The 17,228-nt window shown below is 61.7% G+C and carries 11 protein-coding genes; 9 read left to right on the top strand and 2 right to left on the bottom strand.

The window, feature by feature from the left end; all coding sequences use genetic code 11:
* The first annotated feature begins 970 nt into the window (after window positions 1–970).
* The 9 genes from ABDK11_RS03940 to ABDK11_RS03900 all read left to right on the top strand — a co-directional run bounded on the left by ABDK11_RS03940 (window position 971) and on the right by ABDK11_RS03900 (window position 14,053).
* Complete coding sequence (locus ABDK11_RS03940; RefSeq protein ID WP_346838999.1) at window positions 971–1,762, top strand: LuxR C-terminal-related transcriptional regulator; 792 nt, start codon at window positions 971–973, stop codon at window positions 1,760–1,762.
* 104 nt (window positions 1,763–1,866) lie between these two features.
* The gene (locus ABDK11_RS03935; protein WP_346838998.1) at window positions 1,867–2,769 is read left to right on the top strand and encodes a lipase family protein; all 903 of its coding nucleotides are present in this window, start codon (window positions 1,867–1,869) and stop codon (window positions 2,767–2,769) included.
* Between the two features lie 59 nt (window positions 2,770–2,828).
* Complete coding sequence (locus tag ABDK11_RS03930; protein ID WP_346838997.1) at window positions 2,829–3,386, top strand: N-acetyltransferase; 558 nt, start codon at window positions 2,829–2,831, stop codon at window positions 3,384–3,386.
* A gap of 32 nt (window positions 3,387–3,418) precedes the next feature.
* On the top strand, window positions 3,419–3,928 hold the full coding sequence (locus ABDK11_RS03925) for a tail fiber protein (RefSeq protein ID WP_346838996.1): 510 nt from the start codon (window positions 3,419–3,421) through the stop codon (window positions 3,926–3,928).
* Window positions 3,929–3,961: 33 nt separating this feature from the next.
* Window positions 3,962–4,489, top strand: coding sequence for a tail fiber protein (locus ABDK11_RS03920; protein ID WP_346838995.1), 528 nt, complete (start codon window positions 3,962–3,964; stop codon window positions 4,487–4,489).
* A gap of 16 nt (window positions 4,490–4,505) precedes the next feature.
* On the top strand, window positions 4,506–5,048 hold the full coding sequence (locus tag ABDK11_RS03915; RefSeq protein WP_346838994.1) for a tail fiber protein: 543 nt from the start codon (window positions 4,506–4,508) through the stop codon (window positions 5,046–5,048).
* Window positions 5,049–5,116: 68 nt separating this feature from the next.
* The gene (locus tag ABDK11_RS03910) at window positions 5,117–5,977 is read left to right on the top strand and encodes a sulfotransferase (RefSeq protein WP_346838993.1); all 861 of its coding nucleotides are present in this window, start codon (window positions 5,117–5,119) and stop codon (window positions 5,975–5,977) included.
* Entirely contained in the window at window positions 5,970–12,953 is a 6,984-nt protein-coding gene (locus ABDK11_RS03905; RefSeq protein ID WP_346838992.1) for an Ig-like domain-containing protein, read from the top strand. The genes ABDK11_RS03910 and ABDK11_RS03905 overlap by 8 nt, the downstream gene beginning before the upstream one ends.
* 14 nt (window positions 12,954–12,967) lie before the next feature.
* On the top strand, window positions 12,968–14,053 hold the full coding sequence (locus ABDK11_RS03900) for an OmpA family protein (protein ID WP_346838991.1): 1,086 nt from the start codon (window positions 12,968–12,970) through the stop codon (window positions 14,051–14,053).
* A 48-nt stretch (window positions 14,054–14,101) separates the two neighbouring features.
* On the opposite strand, the gene ABDK11_RS03895 is transcribed toward ABDK11_RS03900, so the two are convergent.
* Window positions 14,102–14,680 carry a class GN sortase gene (locus ABDK11_RS03895; RefSeq protein ID WP_346838990.1) on the bottom strand — a complete coding sequence of 193 codons (579 nt, stop codon included), beginning with the start codon at window positions 14,678–14,680 and terminating at the stop codon, window positions 14,102–14,104.
* Window positions 14,680–17,037, bottom strand: coding sequence for a marine proteobacterial sortase target protein (locus ABDK11_RS03890; protein WP_346838989.1), 2,358 nt, complete (start codon window positions 17,035–17,037; stop codon window positions 14,680–14,682). Before ABDK11_RS03890 ends, ABDK11_RS03895 begins: the two co-directional genes overlap by 1 nt.
* Window positions 17,038–17,228 lie beyond the last annotated feature (191 nt).

The following is a 17,228-nucleotide window of genomic DNA, read 5'->3' as shown; positions in this document are numbered from 1 at the left end:
ACCAGGGTATCCCTGCCCCCGGCCTGACGCCTCGGCCGGACGAGATCTGGCAAGTGACCCACCGGATAGTCGCCCAGCTGCCGTGTTGGCTCCACTCCGGTTCCGGCACCGCCCGACTCCCGGCAGCGCCAATCCGTCACCGGTATCCCCACCGGCACACCACTCTCGCGGGAGAACGCGATCGCCGGGGCCGAAAATCCGGCTTCGGCGATGGGCAAGCGAGGTTCACAGTGGAAGGTCTGCCGTGTCGGCATAGGGGGCAGCCCACCACCGACCCGGGCCGATAACCGGTTCAATCCCTATCGGAACAGCTGCTTCCGGCGGATTGGTGACCACAGTATCACGGCCTCGGATCGACGGCCGCGCCACCGCCAAAGACTTCGGGACTTGTCAATCGCAGGCGCCGACGGTGTGCAGTGTGTGCTGGCGGCCCGCAACCAGCTGCACCCGCCCCCTTAAGTCGACAATTTCAGCGGACATATCACAGACTGGCTAACGCCTCCCGCGGAGAGAAACGCGAATTAACGGATTCGTCCAGGTCACTGCCAGGGCAATTCACTGCCGCACGGATTCTTTCGGTGTGCCATTGCCACAGCATGTCATTACCGTCTGCAGAGCGCCGTAACCAACCCGATTAAAATGAATTAAACGTCAATCAGATTAATTTTTTGCACGAGAGCGGACACATCCACGTTCGCGCAAACAGAAATCGAAACCAGAAAACCACGTACTTTCCCCGGCATAAGAGTAAAAATACATAGGCTGCTGCCAGAAAAATCTCTTTGCCAATTTTTCCAGACACTAGCGCCCGGCAAGCACCCCAACAACAGGATACGACTGCCCTCTCCGAATAAATACCGGTGCTGTTTTTCGGCAGACGCTACAGGATCCGATGACTCCTGACACGGCGACGAGAAAAGGTACAATGTACATCGCGGTAACCACCAAAGAAAATAAGCAAAACTCCAATATGCCCCCATCCATTCGCGACAGAATCCACCGGATATGGGATCGACTGGCCGAGTTCCCCGAACCACAGCTGAGCACTCTGGGGCTGCAATACCTGCTGGGATCCGTTAGCGAACTGATCGACGCCCACCACGCCTACTGGCTGAGCAGCCTGCATTTGCGCTACCGGGATGAAGAACAGGATCCGATGCTCGGCTGGAGGCCGGGACCAGTGTTTCATTACAGGGAGATGCCCGAAGACCGGGCATTTTACAGGAAACAGGTGAAGGCAACGGAGGACGGAAACTACATCCCGCAAGAGAGCACGATCAATCACCTCCGCCAGGCGGGTAACTTTCGCGCCACGCTGTTACGCGACCATGTGTCCCCGGAATTTTTCCGCAGCGAACACTATCAAAATCATTTTCTGGCCCGCGGTATCTCCGATACGCTCTATGTGGTTGCACCGGTCAACACCGATACCGAAGTCTACTTCTGCTTCAATCGCATCGGCACGCAGCACCCATTCGACACCACCGACCTGGACATTGCCGCAGACACCATCCGCTGCCTGGGCTGGTTCCACAAAAAGGTACTGCTGGGGCACGGTCTGCTGGTCGCCCACAAGCCACTCACCGCAACAGAAAGGAAGGTCATGCAATACCTGCTGACCGAGTTGGCGGAAAAGCAGATCGCCGAAAGACTGAAACAGAAACCCGACACCACACACAAGCATATCTGCAACATCTACCGCAAGTTCAATATCAACAGCCGCGCCGCCCTGATGGCCATTTGGCTCGGACGCTCCAACTGAATTTCGTATTCCCTGTTTAGGGAATAACGTCAACCAGTGCAACTGTGGCAGTCTTGTAAGCGACGAATCTTGCGTCGATTAGCGTTACCAAAAGGACTATCACCATGCGAGCACTGGAATGCCGCCTGATCAATGCATCAATTGCCTGCTACGCCATCAAGGATGGAAGCCTTCCCGCGGACAACCCAAACCTGAAAGCACTGGGTCTACAGCCGGGCACAAAGCCGACGGTGTTTGTGAATGGTCCGGAACAGATCAACGCCGGCTTTGTCGCCGAGATTGAGGATGGCTGGGTGGTACTGGCCCTGCGCGGCACCCTGCCACCATTCAACGGCAACTTCTGGGCCTGGGTAGACGACTGGCTACAGGATTTTGAAGCGGGCCCGACCGACTGGATCGTCAACGGCCAGACATTCGGCCGCGTAGAAACCGGCTTTGCCGACGCCCTGCTCAGTATTTGGGGGCAGGTAGAAAGCGCTATCGCCAAGATCGACCTGACATCGAAACAGGGGATACTGATCACCGGCCACTCCAAGGGCGCGGCCATGACTTTCCTCGCAGCCTCACTGCTGAAAAGTGCCCATCCGCATATCCTGATAGAAAACTGCTGCTTTGCCGCGCCCCTGACCTGCGACGCAACCTTCCGTACCAATTACGACGCCCTCGGCCTGCGCCCCTTTACCGTGCGCTACCAGAACGAATACGACCTGGTGCCCTACCTTCCCTGGTGGCCCGTCCTCGCACTGCTGGCCAACGCGCAGCGGCGGAATCTGGGAGAAGTCTCGCCGCGGCTGGCGAGTGAAAACTGGCCCGAGGCGGGCAGCAATCTCTATACACCGGTAGGAATACTGCGCTATCTGGGTCCCGACTGTGTGACGGAATACGGCGAAAAGGCCGAGCGGGATGCCTGGGATGCGATGAAGTATGCCCTCGATCATCTCGAGTTCGAGAAAATTGTCGACGCGCACTCGGCTTCCGGACGCTATTTGAAGTGCGTGTGCGGCTGAGACAACACCATGACGATAATCGGTGAAACCCTCCGTCGCGCAGCAAACGGAAAGCGCACATGTTGAGTGCCCTCGCCCTGCCCAGTGAGCTCGATCTGCGCCCGGCAACGGGCTCCGACCAGAAATTCCGCCAACGGCTGTTCGCTTCAACGCGACAGCACCTGCAGCAACTGCCATTGCCGGACACGCAAATCGAACTTCTTTTAGAGCAGCAGTACCGACTTCAGCAGGTGCACTATGCCCAGCAATGGCCGGCCGCACAGACGCAGGTGATTCTGCAATCGGGCCGTGAGATTGGAGCCGTCACGGTCGATGAAGGGGCATGCGGACTGCATATCATCGATATCGCTCTCGAGCCCCCCGCCCGTGGCCAAGGTTACGGAACATCAGTATTGCGCGCCCTGCAGGCATCGGCCGAAAAGGAAGGTTTGACGATCAGCCTGTCAGTGGACCGGCAAAACCTGAAGGCGCAAAAACTCTATCGCGCGCTTGGTTTTCGAGTAAATGGAACCTCTACCACCCATAATTCCATGCTTTGGAAAACGCCGAACACGGCAGTACCCGATGGGCGTGAGGGGCCGAGGCCGACTGCGGATAGTGAAATTTTGTACGGCTAACTTCATCAAACAACAACCAGGGAGTAGACAAAATGGCTGAACCCTTCCTCGGGGAAATCAACTTTTTCCCCTACGGCTTCACCCCGAATAAATGGATGTCATGCGATGGCCAGCTCTTGCCGATCATGCAGTACCAGTCGCTATATGCGCTATTGGGAAACCAGTTCGGTGGCGACGGCAGGACGACCTTTGCACTGCCCGATCTGCGCGGGCGGGTCCCCATGCACCCCGACGACGTTACGCCACAGGGCGCCAAGGCCGGTGAGGAAAATGTAACCCTGACGAAAAACCAGATCCCGCACCACAACCACACGGTGGCGGCATCCACCGCGGGCGGCACGCTCAAGCAGTATGACGGCAGTCTGTTCGCGTCCGCTTCCGGAACCGACACAAAGTTTTATGCGACATCGGGAGCCATGCAGACACTGAATACGGCGACTGTGTCGTCGGCTGGTGGATCACAGTCCCACCCCAACTGCCAGCCTTCTCTGGTAGGGAATTACTGCATCGCCGTTGAAGGCCTTTTCCCGAGCTTCAGCTGATTTCAGCCCGGGAACATCACAAGGAGCAAAATAATGAGTGAATCATTTGTGGGAGAGATCCGTATCTTCGCCGGCAACTATGCGCCAAAAGGCTGGGCGTTTTGTCACGGCCAGCTATTAGCCGTAAGTGAAAACGATGCTCTGTTTTCGTTGCTCGGCACAATTTACGGTGGTGATGGCCGCAACACCTTTGCGCTGCCGGATCTGCGCGGGCGCCTCCCGGTCGGCGAGGGACAAGGGAACGGACTGTCACCGCGCCGTTTGGGGCAGAAGTTCGGCCAGGACAGCGTCACTCTGACTCAAGCACAGTTACCCGCACACCGTCACGACTTTGTCGCCACCACGGCCGCCGCCGAAAGCGCAAGCCCGTCGGGCGCTCTATTCGCGAACACCGGCGGCGAAAACCCGTATGTCTCATCGGCCACCACTCCTCAACCAAGAACCATGGATCCACGGACTATCACTGCCACTGGGGGCAGCCAGGCGCATGACAACACCATGCCCAGCCTCGCCGTGAATTACATCATCAGCCTGTGGGGAATCTATCCGGCTCGCAACTAATTACAGGAGAGACATCATGGATCCATTTATCGGCGAAATTCGGCAACTTCCTTTTAACTCGGCCCCACGTGGCTGGGCACTGTGCGACGGACAGCTGCTGCCCATCAGCCAGAACACCGCGCTATTTTCTATTATCGGTACCACCTACGGCGGCAACGGAACAACGACATTTGCGCTCCCCGATCTCAGAGGGCGCGTTGCGCCTGGCGCTGGCCAGGCACCGGGGTTCCAATACTGGGAGCTCGGGACCGTACGGGGTGAAGGGGCGGTAACCCTCACGTCCGCGGAGATGCCTCAGCACAATCACGGTATGCATGGCCTCGATCAGACCGGAGATACAAATCAACCATCGAACACCGCCTTCCTGGGGCAGGACGGTGGCCGCGGCGGCCAGGGAAGCATCAATTTTCTCGCACCGCCTGAAACCCAACCCGATGCCACCTTGACGCCCGAGGTGCTGTCGCTCAGCGGGGAAAGCCAGGCGCACGAAAACCGGCAACCTTTCCTGAGTGTGAATTACTGTATCGCGCTGACGGGCATATTCCCGTCGAGAAGCTAGCGGTTTCCGAGCAAGCCGCCGACCTTCTCTGTCGGCGGCTTTTTCCGTTTAAATAAAAACTGTAAAGCATGTCAAAAACGCTACATTTTATTTCCGGGCTGCCCCGCTCCGGCTCGACCCTGCTGGCCGGCATACTGCGCCAGAACCCCCGCTTTCATGCTGCCATGAGCAGTCCGGTAGCCGGTCTGATCAACGGTGCGTTGGAACAGATGGGCGCCGGCAGCGAGTTTTACACTTTTTTCGATGAGAACAGGCGCAAGCGTATTTGCCGCGCGCTGTTCGATGCCTACTACGCGAACACATCCACCTCTGCCGCAACCGCCTCCGAGGTGATTTTCGATACCAACCGTCTGTGGACCGCGCGACTGCACCAGCTGGTAGAGCTGTTTGATGATTTCAAGGTGATCTGCTGTGTACGCAACCCGGCCTGGATCATGGACAGCTTTGAGGTGATCTACCGCAACAACCCGTTCGACTATAGCCGTATGTTCAACGCCGCCAGTCGCCAGACGGTCTACAGCCGCTGCGAGGCACTGATGGGTGGCAGCACGGTCGGCAGTGCCTGGATGGCGCTGAAAGAGGCCTACTACGGTGAGTACTCAAGCAGGCTACTACTCGTGGACTACGACCTGCTGACACAGCACCCGGCCAAAGCGCTGGAATTGATTTATCGCTTTCTCGGGGAAGCGGACTTTCACCACAATTTCGATGACGTCGAGTACGAAGACGGCGAGTTCGACTACAAGCTGGGGGTCAAGGGGCTACACAGCGTGCGCCGCAAAGTGGAATTCAAACCCCGCCGCAGCATCCTGCCGCCAGACCTTTTCACCAAATACCAGGAAATGGATTTCTGGCAGGACAGCACCGGTACCGCTGCCAATATTATTGCCAAACAGCAGAATAAAATCAGGGAACAAGAAAATGCATAGGGAGATTCTCGGGGGGCTGACCAGCCTGTTGATTCCGTTTGCCGCCTATGGTGCAGCCGCCAGTTATGGCGCTTACCAGCCCCGGCGCGCGGCCATTGCCACCGGCAACCAGTTACCCGTGCCGCGGGTCAAAGACCGCGCCCCGGAACACGGAAAATTTGCGGCGAGCGATACCGACCTGGATATCGCCTCCGGTTCCCCCGTCAGAGAGCTGGTGATCATCGATGCGGCGGTGCCGGAGCGGGCGCTGCTGCAGAGCGCCACCCGGCCCGGCGTTGAAACCCTGGTGCTGAAACCGGGCGATGACGCTCTCGCGCAGACAGCAACATTGCTGAATAATTACCACAACCTCGACGCAGTACACCTGATCTCCCACGGTGAGGCGGGCGCCCTGCTGCTGGGCGGCCAGCGCATCGATAAAGCCGCACTCGAGGCACGGCCGCAATTTCTGGCAGCACTCGATCAGGCCACCCGCACCGGTGCGGATCTGTTGTTGTATGGCTGCGATCTGGCTAGCAAAGACTCTGAGCTGCTGGATGTAATCCAACAGCACTCGCACCTGGATGTCGCCGCCTCCAATAATGCCACCGGTGCTGCGGCACTCGGTGGCGACTGGACGCTGGAGATACAGGAAGGTGATATCGAGACCCGGCAACCATTCAGCGATAAAGCCCTGCGGAATTTTTCCGCGATATTGCGGCCTTTCGGTACCCAGACATTTGACAGCCGCAATGATGACTTATACGGAGTAAACCCCTCAATTGACTGGGGGGACTTCATCACTTATATCGACAGCAATGGTCACAAGGAGGCACTCGGCGCACAACGGAATTGGTGCACCCATGACTTATATGTAGGCATTTACTACGCCGATTCCCGTTTTCTTATAAGTTCTGACCCGAATAGCGAATCGTTTGGCGTTACCGGGTTAAACATCTACGCCCCCGATAACAACAATCCCCCCGACAATTCGGCAGACAACGTCACAATCTACGGCTACGAGGCGGGGAGCAGTACACCGGTGGCCGCAAAGAGTAATGTTGACGTCTCGTCGGGTAACCCGACGCAGATCGATCTGACCACGGGAATTACCGGCTCCTTTACCAACATCGTACGCCTGGGAATTCGTGCCCAAAACCTCACCAACGGCACCGATCACTTCGATTTTTGCCTGCGGTCAGTAGATTTTACGACGCTCGATATCGACGGCACCCTGACCGCTTCCGGTACCGTCAGCGAACCGGTGGGGCTCGACAGCACCGTCGATACCAGCGGCGAAGCGGTAGACCTGTTCGATTTTACCGTCAAAGACGGCGGCAGCGGCGACGGCAAAGCGTTGCAGGCCTCCGCCGTCACCGTGCATGTCTCCGGTACCTCGACCGATAGCGAGCGCGGCAGAATTACCTGGCGCCTGAACGGACCGGATGCGAGCAATGTGACGGGCACTTACAACCCGAGCACGGATACCATCACTTTCTCCGGCCTGAGCCTGTCCATCGCCGACGGTGGCAGCGAAACCTATACCGTCAACGCCTTTTATAACGACAATTCCACCCTCCGCGACGGCCATACCATCGTGCTCAAACTCGACGGCGACTCCGACCTGACCATCGACGGCGGCGGTACCGCGATGTCGGGCACCAATGCGTTGGTCACCAATGGCACCGGCACCACCATCGACGTCGACGCCACGCAACTGGCTTTCGCCACCCAGCCCGCCGGTTCGGTATCGGGCAGCGCGCTCACTACCCAACCGGTGGTCGCGGCGCAGGACGCCTTCGGCAATACCGACACGGATTTCAGCGGACTCATTACCCTGACCGAAGACGGCGCCGGCAGTTTGAGCGGCAACAGCCTGACCCCGGTCAACGGCGTGGCGACGTTTACCGGTCTGACTTACACCGCCACGGCGGATCAGGAGAGCTTCACGCTCACCGGGAGCAGCAGTGGCGTGGCCTCGGTCAGCGCCAGTGCTCTCACGGCGGACGTGGTCGCAACAAAACTGTTATTCACCACACAACCGGCACCGACCAGCGTCGCCAGCGGTATGTTGACCGACTTTACCAGCGACCCGGTGGTGCGCGCGGTCGACGCCGACAACACACTCGATACCGGTTACGCATCCGCCATTACCCTGCAGGCCAACGGCCCCGGCAGTGCGTTCATCACCGCCACCGGCGATACCGACGGCGCAGCGAATACCGTAACCCTCACACCCGGCGCTGGGGTTTCCAGCTTCGCCGATCTGAACATCAATTACACAACTTCCGGCACTGCCAACGAAACCTTTACGCTGCAGGTCACGTCCGGTGCCCTGGCCAGCGCCGACAGCAGCATGCTCACCGCCATCGCCAACCAGCCACCGACCGATATCGCGCTGAGTTCACTCGACGTCAATCAGAGTGGCGGAGTCAATGCCGCAGTGGGTAGCCTGAGCAGCACCGATGTAGACGCGGCGGATTCCCATACCTACAGCCTGGTCACCGGCAGCGGCGACACAGATAACGGCAGTTTCAATATCGGTGGCGATCAGCTGCGGGCCAACGATGCCGGCGCACTGGCAGCCGGAACCTACAGTGTGCGCATCCAGGCTCAGGACAGCGCCGGTGGAACCTTTGCAAAAGCCTTTAGCATTACCGTGGCTGACGATATCGCGCCGGGGGTCAGCAGTGTCAGCGTCCCCGCGAATGGCACCTACATCGCCGGAGAGAATCTCGACTTTACCGTTAATGCCAGCGAAAACCTGACCGTCACCGGCACCCCGCGCATCCCGCTCACTATTGGCGGACCCATCGTGTACGCGGACTATGTCAGCGGCTCCGGTACTGCGGTGCTGACTTTCCGCTATGCGGTACAACCGGGAGATGCGGATACCGATGGTATCGCCGTGGGCGGTGCCATCCAGCTCAACAGCGGCACCATCGTCGACGACTCCGGCAACATTCTCGACACAAACCTGAACAGCGTCGGCACCACGGCGAACGTGCTGGTCGATGCGATCGCCCCGGACGCGCCGTCGCAACCCGACCTGATCAGTGCGTCGGATACCGGCGTCTCCAGCAGCGACAATATCACTGCCGATTCCACCCCGACCCTGTCCGGCACAGCGGAAGCCAACAGCGTGGTCACCATCAGCTCCAATGTGGGCGGCGCGCTGGGTACAACGACGGCAGACGGCAGCGGCAACTGGTTATTCACACCACCGACGGCACTGTCGGACGGTGACCACGTATTGATCGCCACGGCCACGGACGCCGCCGGTAATACCTCGATCACATCGGCGGAGCTGACCGTGACCGTGGACACCACCGCGCCGGGCACCCCGCCGGCCCCGGATCTGGCCGCAGCTTCGGATCTCGGTGCCTCCAGTACTGACAATATCACCGCGGATTCCACCCCCTCACTGACCGGCACGGCGCAGGCGAACAGCGTGCTCACCATCAGCTCCAATGTCGATGGCGTCCTCGGCACCGCGACGGCGGACGGCAGCGGCAACTGGTCGTTTACCCCGGGCACTGCCCTGTCAGAAAATGTGCATGCGCTGATGGCGACTGCGACCGATGCAGCCGGCAACACCTCTGTACAATCCGCCGGCCTCAGTGTAACGATCGATGTTACGCCGCCCGCTGCGCCATCCACACCGGACCTCGACGCGGCATCGGATCTGGGGGCCTCCGATACGGACAATGTCACCTCGGACATCACCCCCACGCTGACCGGTACGGCGGAAGCAAACAGCGCTGTGACGCTCACCTCTGACCGGGACGGCACCCTCGGCACCGCCACGGCCAACGGCAGCGGTAACTGGTCATTCACACCCACGACAGCGCTCTCACAAGCCGCGCATACACTGACCGCCATCGCCACCGACCTCGCCGGCAATATTTCGTCGGTGTCGGGTGACCTGATTGTGAGCCTGGACAGCCAGGCGCCACAGGTCACCTCGGTAGCGCTGCCGACCGACGCCTCCTACAGCGCCGGCCAGAACCTCGACTTCAGCGTTAATTTCGATGAGGCCATCTCCGTGGACAGCAGCGGCGGCACGCCGCGACTGGCGCTGACGATTGGCACGGATGCCCGTTACGCAACCTATATCGGCGGCTCCGGCAGCCAGACACTGCAGTTCCGCTACACAGTGCAGAGCGGCGACAACGACAGCGACGGGATTGCGCTGGCCAGCACGCTGGACAGCAACGGCGGCAACCTGCGGGATACGGCCGGTAACTCCGCCGGCAGCAGCCTTGGCACCCTCGACAGCCTCGCCGCCGTCCTGGTCGACACCCGCGCGCCGCAGGTCGGCGCGGTGACCCTGCCGGCCAACGCCGCCTACGGCGTCGGCCAGAACCTGGACTTTACCGTGGACTTCGACGAGCCCGTGACCGTCGACACCACTGGCGGCACACCGCGGCTGGCACTGACCATCGGCACCAATACGCGCTACGCCGTCTATGTCAGCGGCTCGGGAACCCAGTCGCAACTGTTCCGCTACACGATACAAAGCGGCGATAACGACAGTGATGGCATCGCGCTCGATGGCACTCTGGATCGCAACGGCGGCACTCTGCAGGATGCGGCCAGCAACGAGGCAGACAACAACCTCGGCACCCTCGGCAGCCTCGCCGCGGTACTGGTCGACACCCAGGCGGCCCAGGTCAGCTCGGTCACCCCGCCGGCAAACGGCCTTTATGGCGCCGGCCAGCACCTGGACTTTACCGTTAACTTCGACGAGGCCGTGATCGTCGACACCAGCGGCGGCACGCCGCAGCTGTCGTTGACCATTGGCGCCGGCAGCCGCTACGCAACCTATCAGAGCGGTTCCGGCAGTAATGCGCTGCTGTTCCGCTATACCGTGCTGGACGGCGACAGCGATGGCGACGGCATCGCCCTGGGTACAGCAATAATTATCAACGGCGGCACCCTGCAGGACGCCAGCGGCAACGATGCCAATACCAGCCTCGGTACTATCGGCAGTCTCGCCGGCGTACTGGTCGGCGCCCTCGACTCCGACGGCGACGGCGTCAGCGATGTGCAGGAAGGAATCGACGGCACCGATCCCGGCGACCCGCAGGACTATCTCGATGTCGTGCCACCGACCATTGTGGCTCCGGCGGACCTGCTGATCGACGCGAGCGGCCTGTTCACCCCGGTGACCTTGCGGCAACTGCTGAGCCTGCCTGAAGACGCCACGGATCAACAGGTACAGAACGCCCGCGCCGCGCTTGCCGACGACAATATCGATGGTACCGGCTGTTGCGATACCCGGGCCACGACCATTGCCAGCAATAGCGGCACCCCGCAGGCAATCGGCAGCGATCGCCTGCACCTGGCGCCGGGTATTCATGTGATTGACTGGCGCGGTGAAGACCGCAAGGGCAATGCCGCGACCGCGACCCAGCGGGTCCGGATACGGCCGCTGGCCTCGGTGGGCAAGGACCAGGTCGGTGTCGAAGGCGGCCCGGTCAGCCTGCACATCTACCTCAATGGCCTGTCCGATATCTACCCGTTGGCAGTGCCTTACCGCATCGACGCCTCGGGCACCGCGGACGCGGCCGATTACGACCTGTTGAATGGCAGTGTGACCTTTACCAGTGGCCAGATACAGCAGAGCGTGACCGTCAACCTGACGGGTGGCGATGGCAGCGAAGGCGATGAAACGCTGGTGGTGGACCTGGATGGTTCCACTGCCAAAGCCGGCGTTCAGTCACAGCACACGGTGACCATCACGGAAAGCAATATCGCCCCGCAAGTGACACTGGGCATGCAGCAGAATGCGCTGGAGACCGCGCTGATCGTTCCCGGAAACGGTGCGGTGACGGTCACTGCCGCCGTATCCGATCTGAACACCGCCGACACCCACAGCTACGACTGGTCGGGCACCTCGATGCAGCTGACCGACTCCGATGGCGACCCGGCCGATCGGACGTTTGTGTTCAATCCGGATGCGCTGGCACCCGGCGCCTACAACATGCGGGTCTTCGTCACCGATGACAGCGGCACCGCCGACACTGCGGCGCTGAACTTCCGCGTCATCGCGCAGGCTCCGGTGCTCGGAGCATCCGACAGCGACGCTGATGGAATCGACGATCAGAGCGAAGGCTTTGGTGACGCCGATGGCGACGGTATTCCGAACTACCTGGACAACATCGCCGCGAGCAATGTTCTCCCCGTGGTCGCCGCCATTACCGATGCCTTCCTGATTGAGTGCGACCCCGGCGTGCATTGTCGACTGGGCCGCTACGCGCTCGCAGGCAGCGAAGGCGGCGCGGGCATCCCCCTGGATGCCGTGCCGACAGACCAGGACTTCATCAACGCCGGCGGCCTGTTCGACTTTGAAGTACACGACCTGCCCATCGCGGGCCAGACTGTGCGCGTGGCAATACCACTGGCGGAAGCGATTCCGGCCGGCGCGGTCTACCGCAAGTTCGACGGCCAGCAGTGGGGCAACTTTAGCGAGGACGACAACAATGCCCTGCACTCCAGCGCCGGCGAAGCGGGATTCTGCCCACCACCGGGCGATGCAGCCTGGCAGCCGGGCCTAATAGCGGGTGACTACTGTGTACAGCTGACGCTCGAAGACGGCGGCCCCAACGACAGCGACGGCCTGGCCAATGGCAGCGTGACAGATCCGGGCGGTGTGGCCACGGTAGCCCCCGCCTCGAGCAGCAGCTCCAGCAGCAGTAGTAGTTCCAGTAGCAGTAGCTCAAGCAGCAGCAGTGGTAGCTCAAGCAGTGGTAGCTCAAGTAGCAGTAGCTCAAGTAGCAGTAGCTCGAGTAGTAGTAGCTCCAGCAGCAGTAGTAGCTCGAGCAGCAGTAGCAGTTCCAGCAGCAGTAGCGGCGGCCAGCAGACCACCTCCTTTGCGGTAGAGGGCGAGAACAAGAGTGGTGGCGCAACAAAACTGCCGACCCTGCTGACCCTGCTGTTACTCGCTCTGTGGCGAAACCGCCGGCGCGCAGTCCGCCTTGTGTCTCCCGAGTAAACAAGGAATTACCAATGCCAAAGCATTCATCCATCTACGCCGCCGTCGCCTCACTGCTGCTAAGTGCCGGCGCCAGCGCCGGGCCAAGCGTCACCGTGCAATTCGATTCCGCCCAGTACCGCCTCGGGTCGGGAGAGAAACAGATTCTCGAGCAGTTCTGGTCGAAACTGCCCGCCGACCAGCTGAAGCAGTTGCAGTTTCAGATCGAGGGCTACGCGGACCCCATGGGCAGCAATGAGGACAACCGCAAACTCGCCACCCACCGGGCGCTGGCGGTGCGCGACTGGTTGAGCCGGCATGGCGTCGCAAACGCGGCCATTTCCTTCCGCAGCGGGATTGCGCCGGACAGCGACAGCCGCTCGTGTCCGACAACACTGGCGCGCGTGAAAAGAGTCGCCTGCCTGGCCCCCGCGCGGCGAGCGACCCTCAGCGTCACGCTACCGCCGCAGCCAGAACCGCAATCTACCGCGAACGCCACACCCGAACCCGCGAAGGAATCGCCGCCGCAGCTGGTGCAAAGCGAATCCACCGGTCCGGCGAAAATTCCGGGGCGGCTGTATCTCGCCCTGAATATCCACCAGGCTGCCGGCAGCCAGACTGCAGGTGACTTCCGCCGCACTATGCAACGCGATGGCGTGGACGTCGCGATATCGGACTACGATGTGCGACGCCCCGCCTGGCAGTTGGCACTGGGCTACCGCTACCACCCCAGAATGGCGGTGGAACTTGGCTACCTGGATTTGGGCAATGTCAGTTTCGACTTCAACGCCGAGGCCGTCGACGCCACCAGCCTGACCCGCACCCTGGACAGCAACCTGCCGTTTACCGGCAGCGGCTGGACACTGGCCAACCGCTTCGAGCTGCCGCTCGGGCGCTGGCGCGCCTCCGCCAGTGCCGGACTCTATTTCTGGAGTGACGACCCCGACACCGGCGACCAAGCAATCACCCCCGGGAGCAGAAACGGCACCGATCCGCTGATCGGCTTGCAAGCCGCCTGGCCATTGACGGATCGCGTTGAACTGGGGCTGCAATACCACCGCCTGTTCCTCGATAAGCAGGATGTGGACCTCTGGGGGGGAGGCGTAATCTGGCGCTTTTAACACCGCGAACCCGCAGCACTACCTCCTACCCACGGTAATAAGATGCAGTTACAACTGCGTCGTCGCGCCTCCATCCCGGTATTCGGCGTAGACCAGATAGCGCAAAGGGCCACCGGGGTTGAGGGTATGAAAGGGGTAGCAGGTCACCAACAGCAAACCCGGCTCGGCGTAAATCGGCAAGCGTTCGCGCCGGCTATCGACGACGCGGGTACCCACCACGCGATAGTGATACCAGCGGCCGCGACTGTCCTGCAGCCCGATCGGATCGCCACGTTGCAGCCCCTGCAGGCCCGCGAAGTGGGTATCGCGGTGCGCTGCAATCACCGTAGTGCGCGCCTGCCCCGGCTGCCCGGAACCCGCCAGCAGGCCGGGGCCAAAGGCCAGCGCCTGGCCACTCCCGCCGGCCAGCACCATCAGCGGGCTGCCGCCATTCAGCACCAGTTTTGCCACCGGCCGGGTATCCGCCCAGGGCCAGGGTTTGGCCGCCTTCCCGCTGTGCAGCTGTTCCTGCCAGGCGCTGCCGATCAGGTACTGCGCCAATTGCGCCTTGGTAACCAGCCAGGCGGCACTGGCCAACTGCCAACCGCCGGCCAGCAGTAGCAGTGCGCCGAGCAACGCGCGCCACATCAGCGCGCTCTCGCCAGGGCAGCTTCCAGCGGCCGGCGCGCCCGGCGCGGATCCGGCAGCAGGCGGCGCAATCGCTCCCGCAGCTGCCGCAGCAGACTGCCGCGCCACTGCCGGCCGCGCCGCAGCAGGCCACCGGCGGCCAGCAGCAGTGCCGACAGCAACAGTTGCGCGGAGAGTCCGGCGGCGGTCTGTGGATAAGTCTGCCGCTGTAGCAATTGGCCACGAGCCACCGCATTGGGCACCGCACTTTTCTCAAGCGTTTTTTCCTGCGGGCGCGCAACCTTTTCCTCTACCGCCACAAAGCTGGTGTAAGGGCTCGCCAACTGGTGATCCAGCGCCAGCTGCAGTATCTGTTCGCGCAAGGCCGCTCCCGCTTCGCTGCGCTCGCCCACGGCCAGCTGGCGGTCGCGCAGGGCCCCTATCTTGCTGCGCGCCCACAGACTGGCAATACCGCTGCCGCCATCATGGCCCCGGTCGAGCGCCAGGCTGCGGCTGAACTGCTGTCCAGCCAGGCGCCCGTGCAGCAACAGCTCGCCGGTCGGGGCGCCGCCGTCGATATGCGCCACTAGTTGCAGCGGCTCGCCGCGGTATAGATCGGGAATACGCTTGGGATAGGCGTCCACTTTCAGGCCGCGTGGCCAGGTCAACTGCAGATCGGTGGCAAGCGGGTTTTCCAGCTTGGCGAACAACGCCTGCATACGTTCGCGCACTTCCCCAAGATCGCCGATGGTAACCGAGGCACCGCGGCCAAACTGCGCGGCCTTGTGCATAAAGTGGCTGTTCGGCGCCGAGCCGATACCGACGGTAAACAGGCGGGCATCGCCCAGTGACTGCTGGATCAGCTCGAACAGGCCGCGCTCGTTGCCCACCGCACCATCGGTGATAAAGATGACCTGGCGCACCAGCGCCTCGTCAGCGGGCAACTGTTGACTGAAGGCGAGCCGCAGCGCCGCCGCCATCTCGGTGCCGCCACGGGCCTGCAGGCCCTCGACCGCGTCGCGGGCGCGCTGGATATTCTGTGCGGTTGCCGCCAGCGGCCGCGGAAAAAACGCGCGGCTGCTGCTGTTGAATTCAATCACGTTGAAGCGATCACCGGGCCGCAGGCGCGACAGCGCCAGCAACAGGCTCTCCTTGGCCTGGCGAATGGAGTTGCCGCCCATGGACCCGGACGTGTCGATCACGTAGACCACTTCCCGCGGCAGCCGCCGCGACTTGCCGGGGGCATCGGGTGGCAACAGCAGCAGTTGCAGGTAAGTATTTACCGACGCGCCCTGCCCCGCCGCATCACCTGCGACCGCCGGTTGCTCGACGAACAGCGCCGCGCGCGGCGCGGCAGAGGCGCGCGGGCGCCAGTTGAGCACGAAGTCGCGGTCCATCACCGCATCCCCGCCGCGCAGCGCGATCTGGTAGCGCCCATCCGCCCGCTTGTGGAAATCGATATCGTGATAGGGACTGCTGATCTGCGCCAGCGGCAGGCCGCCGTCGAGCGTCGCGGAGATGGCGATCCTGTGACTGCCACTGCCGGTCAGCTCATCGGCGGGCTGCATGAAGGGGGTAATTTTGTCCGCGTCCGGCACCTGGTCGGTGGGCAGTGCCCAGCCACTGGCGTTGGCCGCCAGCGGTTGTTCCACGTCGCCGGTCACATCATTGGTTCCAGTCACACCACCGGGAATATAGCGCGGTGTCAGCGTGGTAGGCAGCCGCAGGCTGAAAGTGCCACTGTCGTAGGCCACGGGCTGCAGGTAGTGAATATCCACACGCACGGTTTCACCGGGGGCGATATTGGCGACCTTGTTGGTAAAGAGATTGGGGCGCTGCTGTTCCAGCAGTACCGCGTGTTTGCCGGCGGCGCGGGCCGCACGGTAGATCTGCGCGGCCTTTTTGCGCTCGCGCACTTTGCCCACGATACGCCGCTTGCCGACGCGGATTTCCAGTCCGTTGACGGCGGCGCGGTCCGGCAGTGGCAGCACGTAAACGGCCTCGCGCCAGTCGTTACTGCGGTTGATAAATTCCTGCTGCAGGGTGACTTCCGCCAGCAGTCCGCGCACCGCGATCCGGGCGCGGCTGTGCAGATGCACGGCGGGCTGGTACTGGCCGCGGTCGGCGGTGCGAAACAGCAGGTCGCCGGCGGCGACGTCATCCAGTGTTACCAATTTGCCGGCGCTGTTGGTTCTGTTGGTGCTGCCGTCGTCGGCGTGGGCGCCGACGGCGGCCACCAGTACCGCCAGCACGGTGACCACAAACAGCAACCAGCGGCCGCGACGACTTCCGCGGTAGCGGCGCCGGTAGTACTCCTCGGTGGGCAAGACCACCAGTTCCCGAGGTATGCGCTGGCCGGAAAAAATCGTCCTGTTCACAAGTGTCACTCCACAATCGATCTGTTGTTGAGGACATTAAAACGGGGCAATGGGGCACGGGTCGGGCGGGATTCTGGAGACAGCGTGGGGAAATATGGCGAATTGTGACGGGCAGCCATACGTACCCGCGGTAGTGGTGCGCGCGGCGCACTCTAAGGGTGGAATTCACAGGGTCGAGTGGCGGGGCAGTT

It is taken from the genome of Microbulbifer sp. SAOS-129_SWC (assembly GCF_039696035.1).
In the GTDB taxonomy this organism is placed as follows: domain Bacteria; phylum Pseudomonadota; class Gammaproteobacteria; order Pseudomonadales; family Cellvibrionaceae; genus Microbulbifer.
This window is presented reverse-complemented; position numbering and strand designations above follow the sequence as displayed.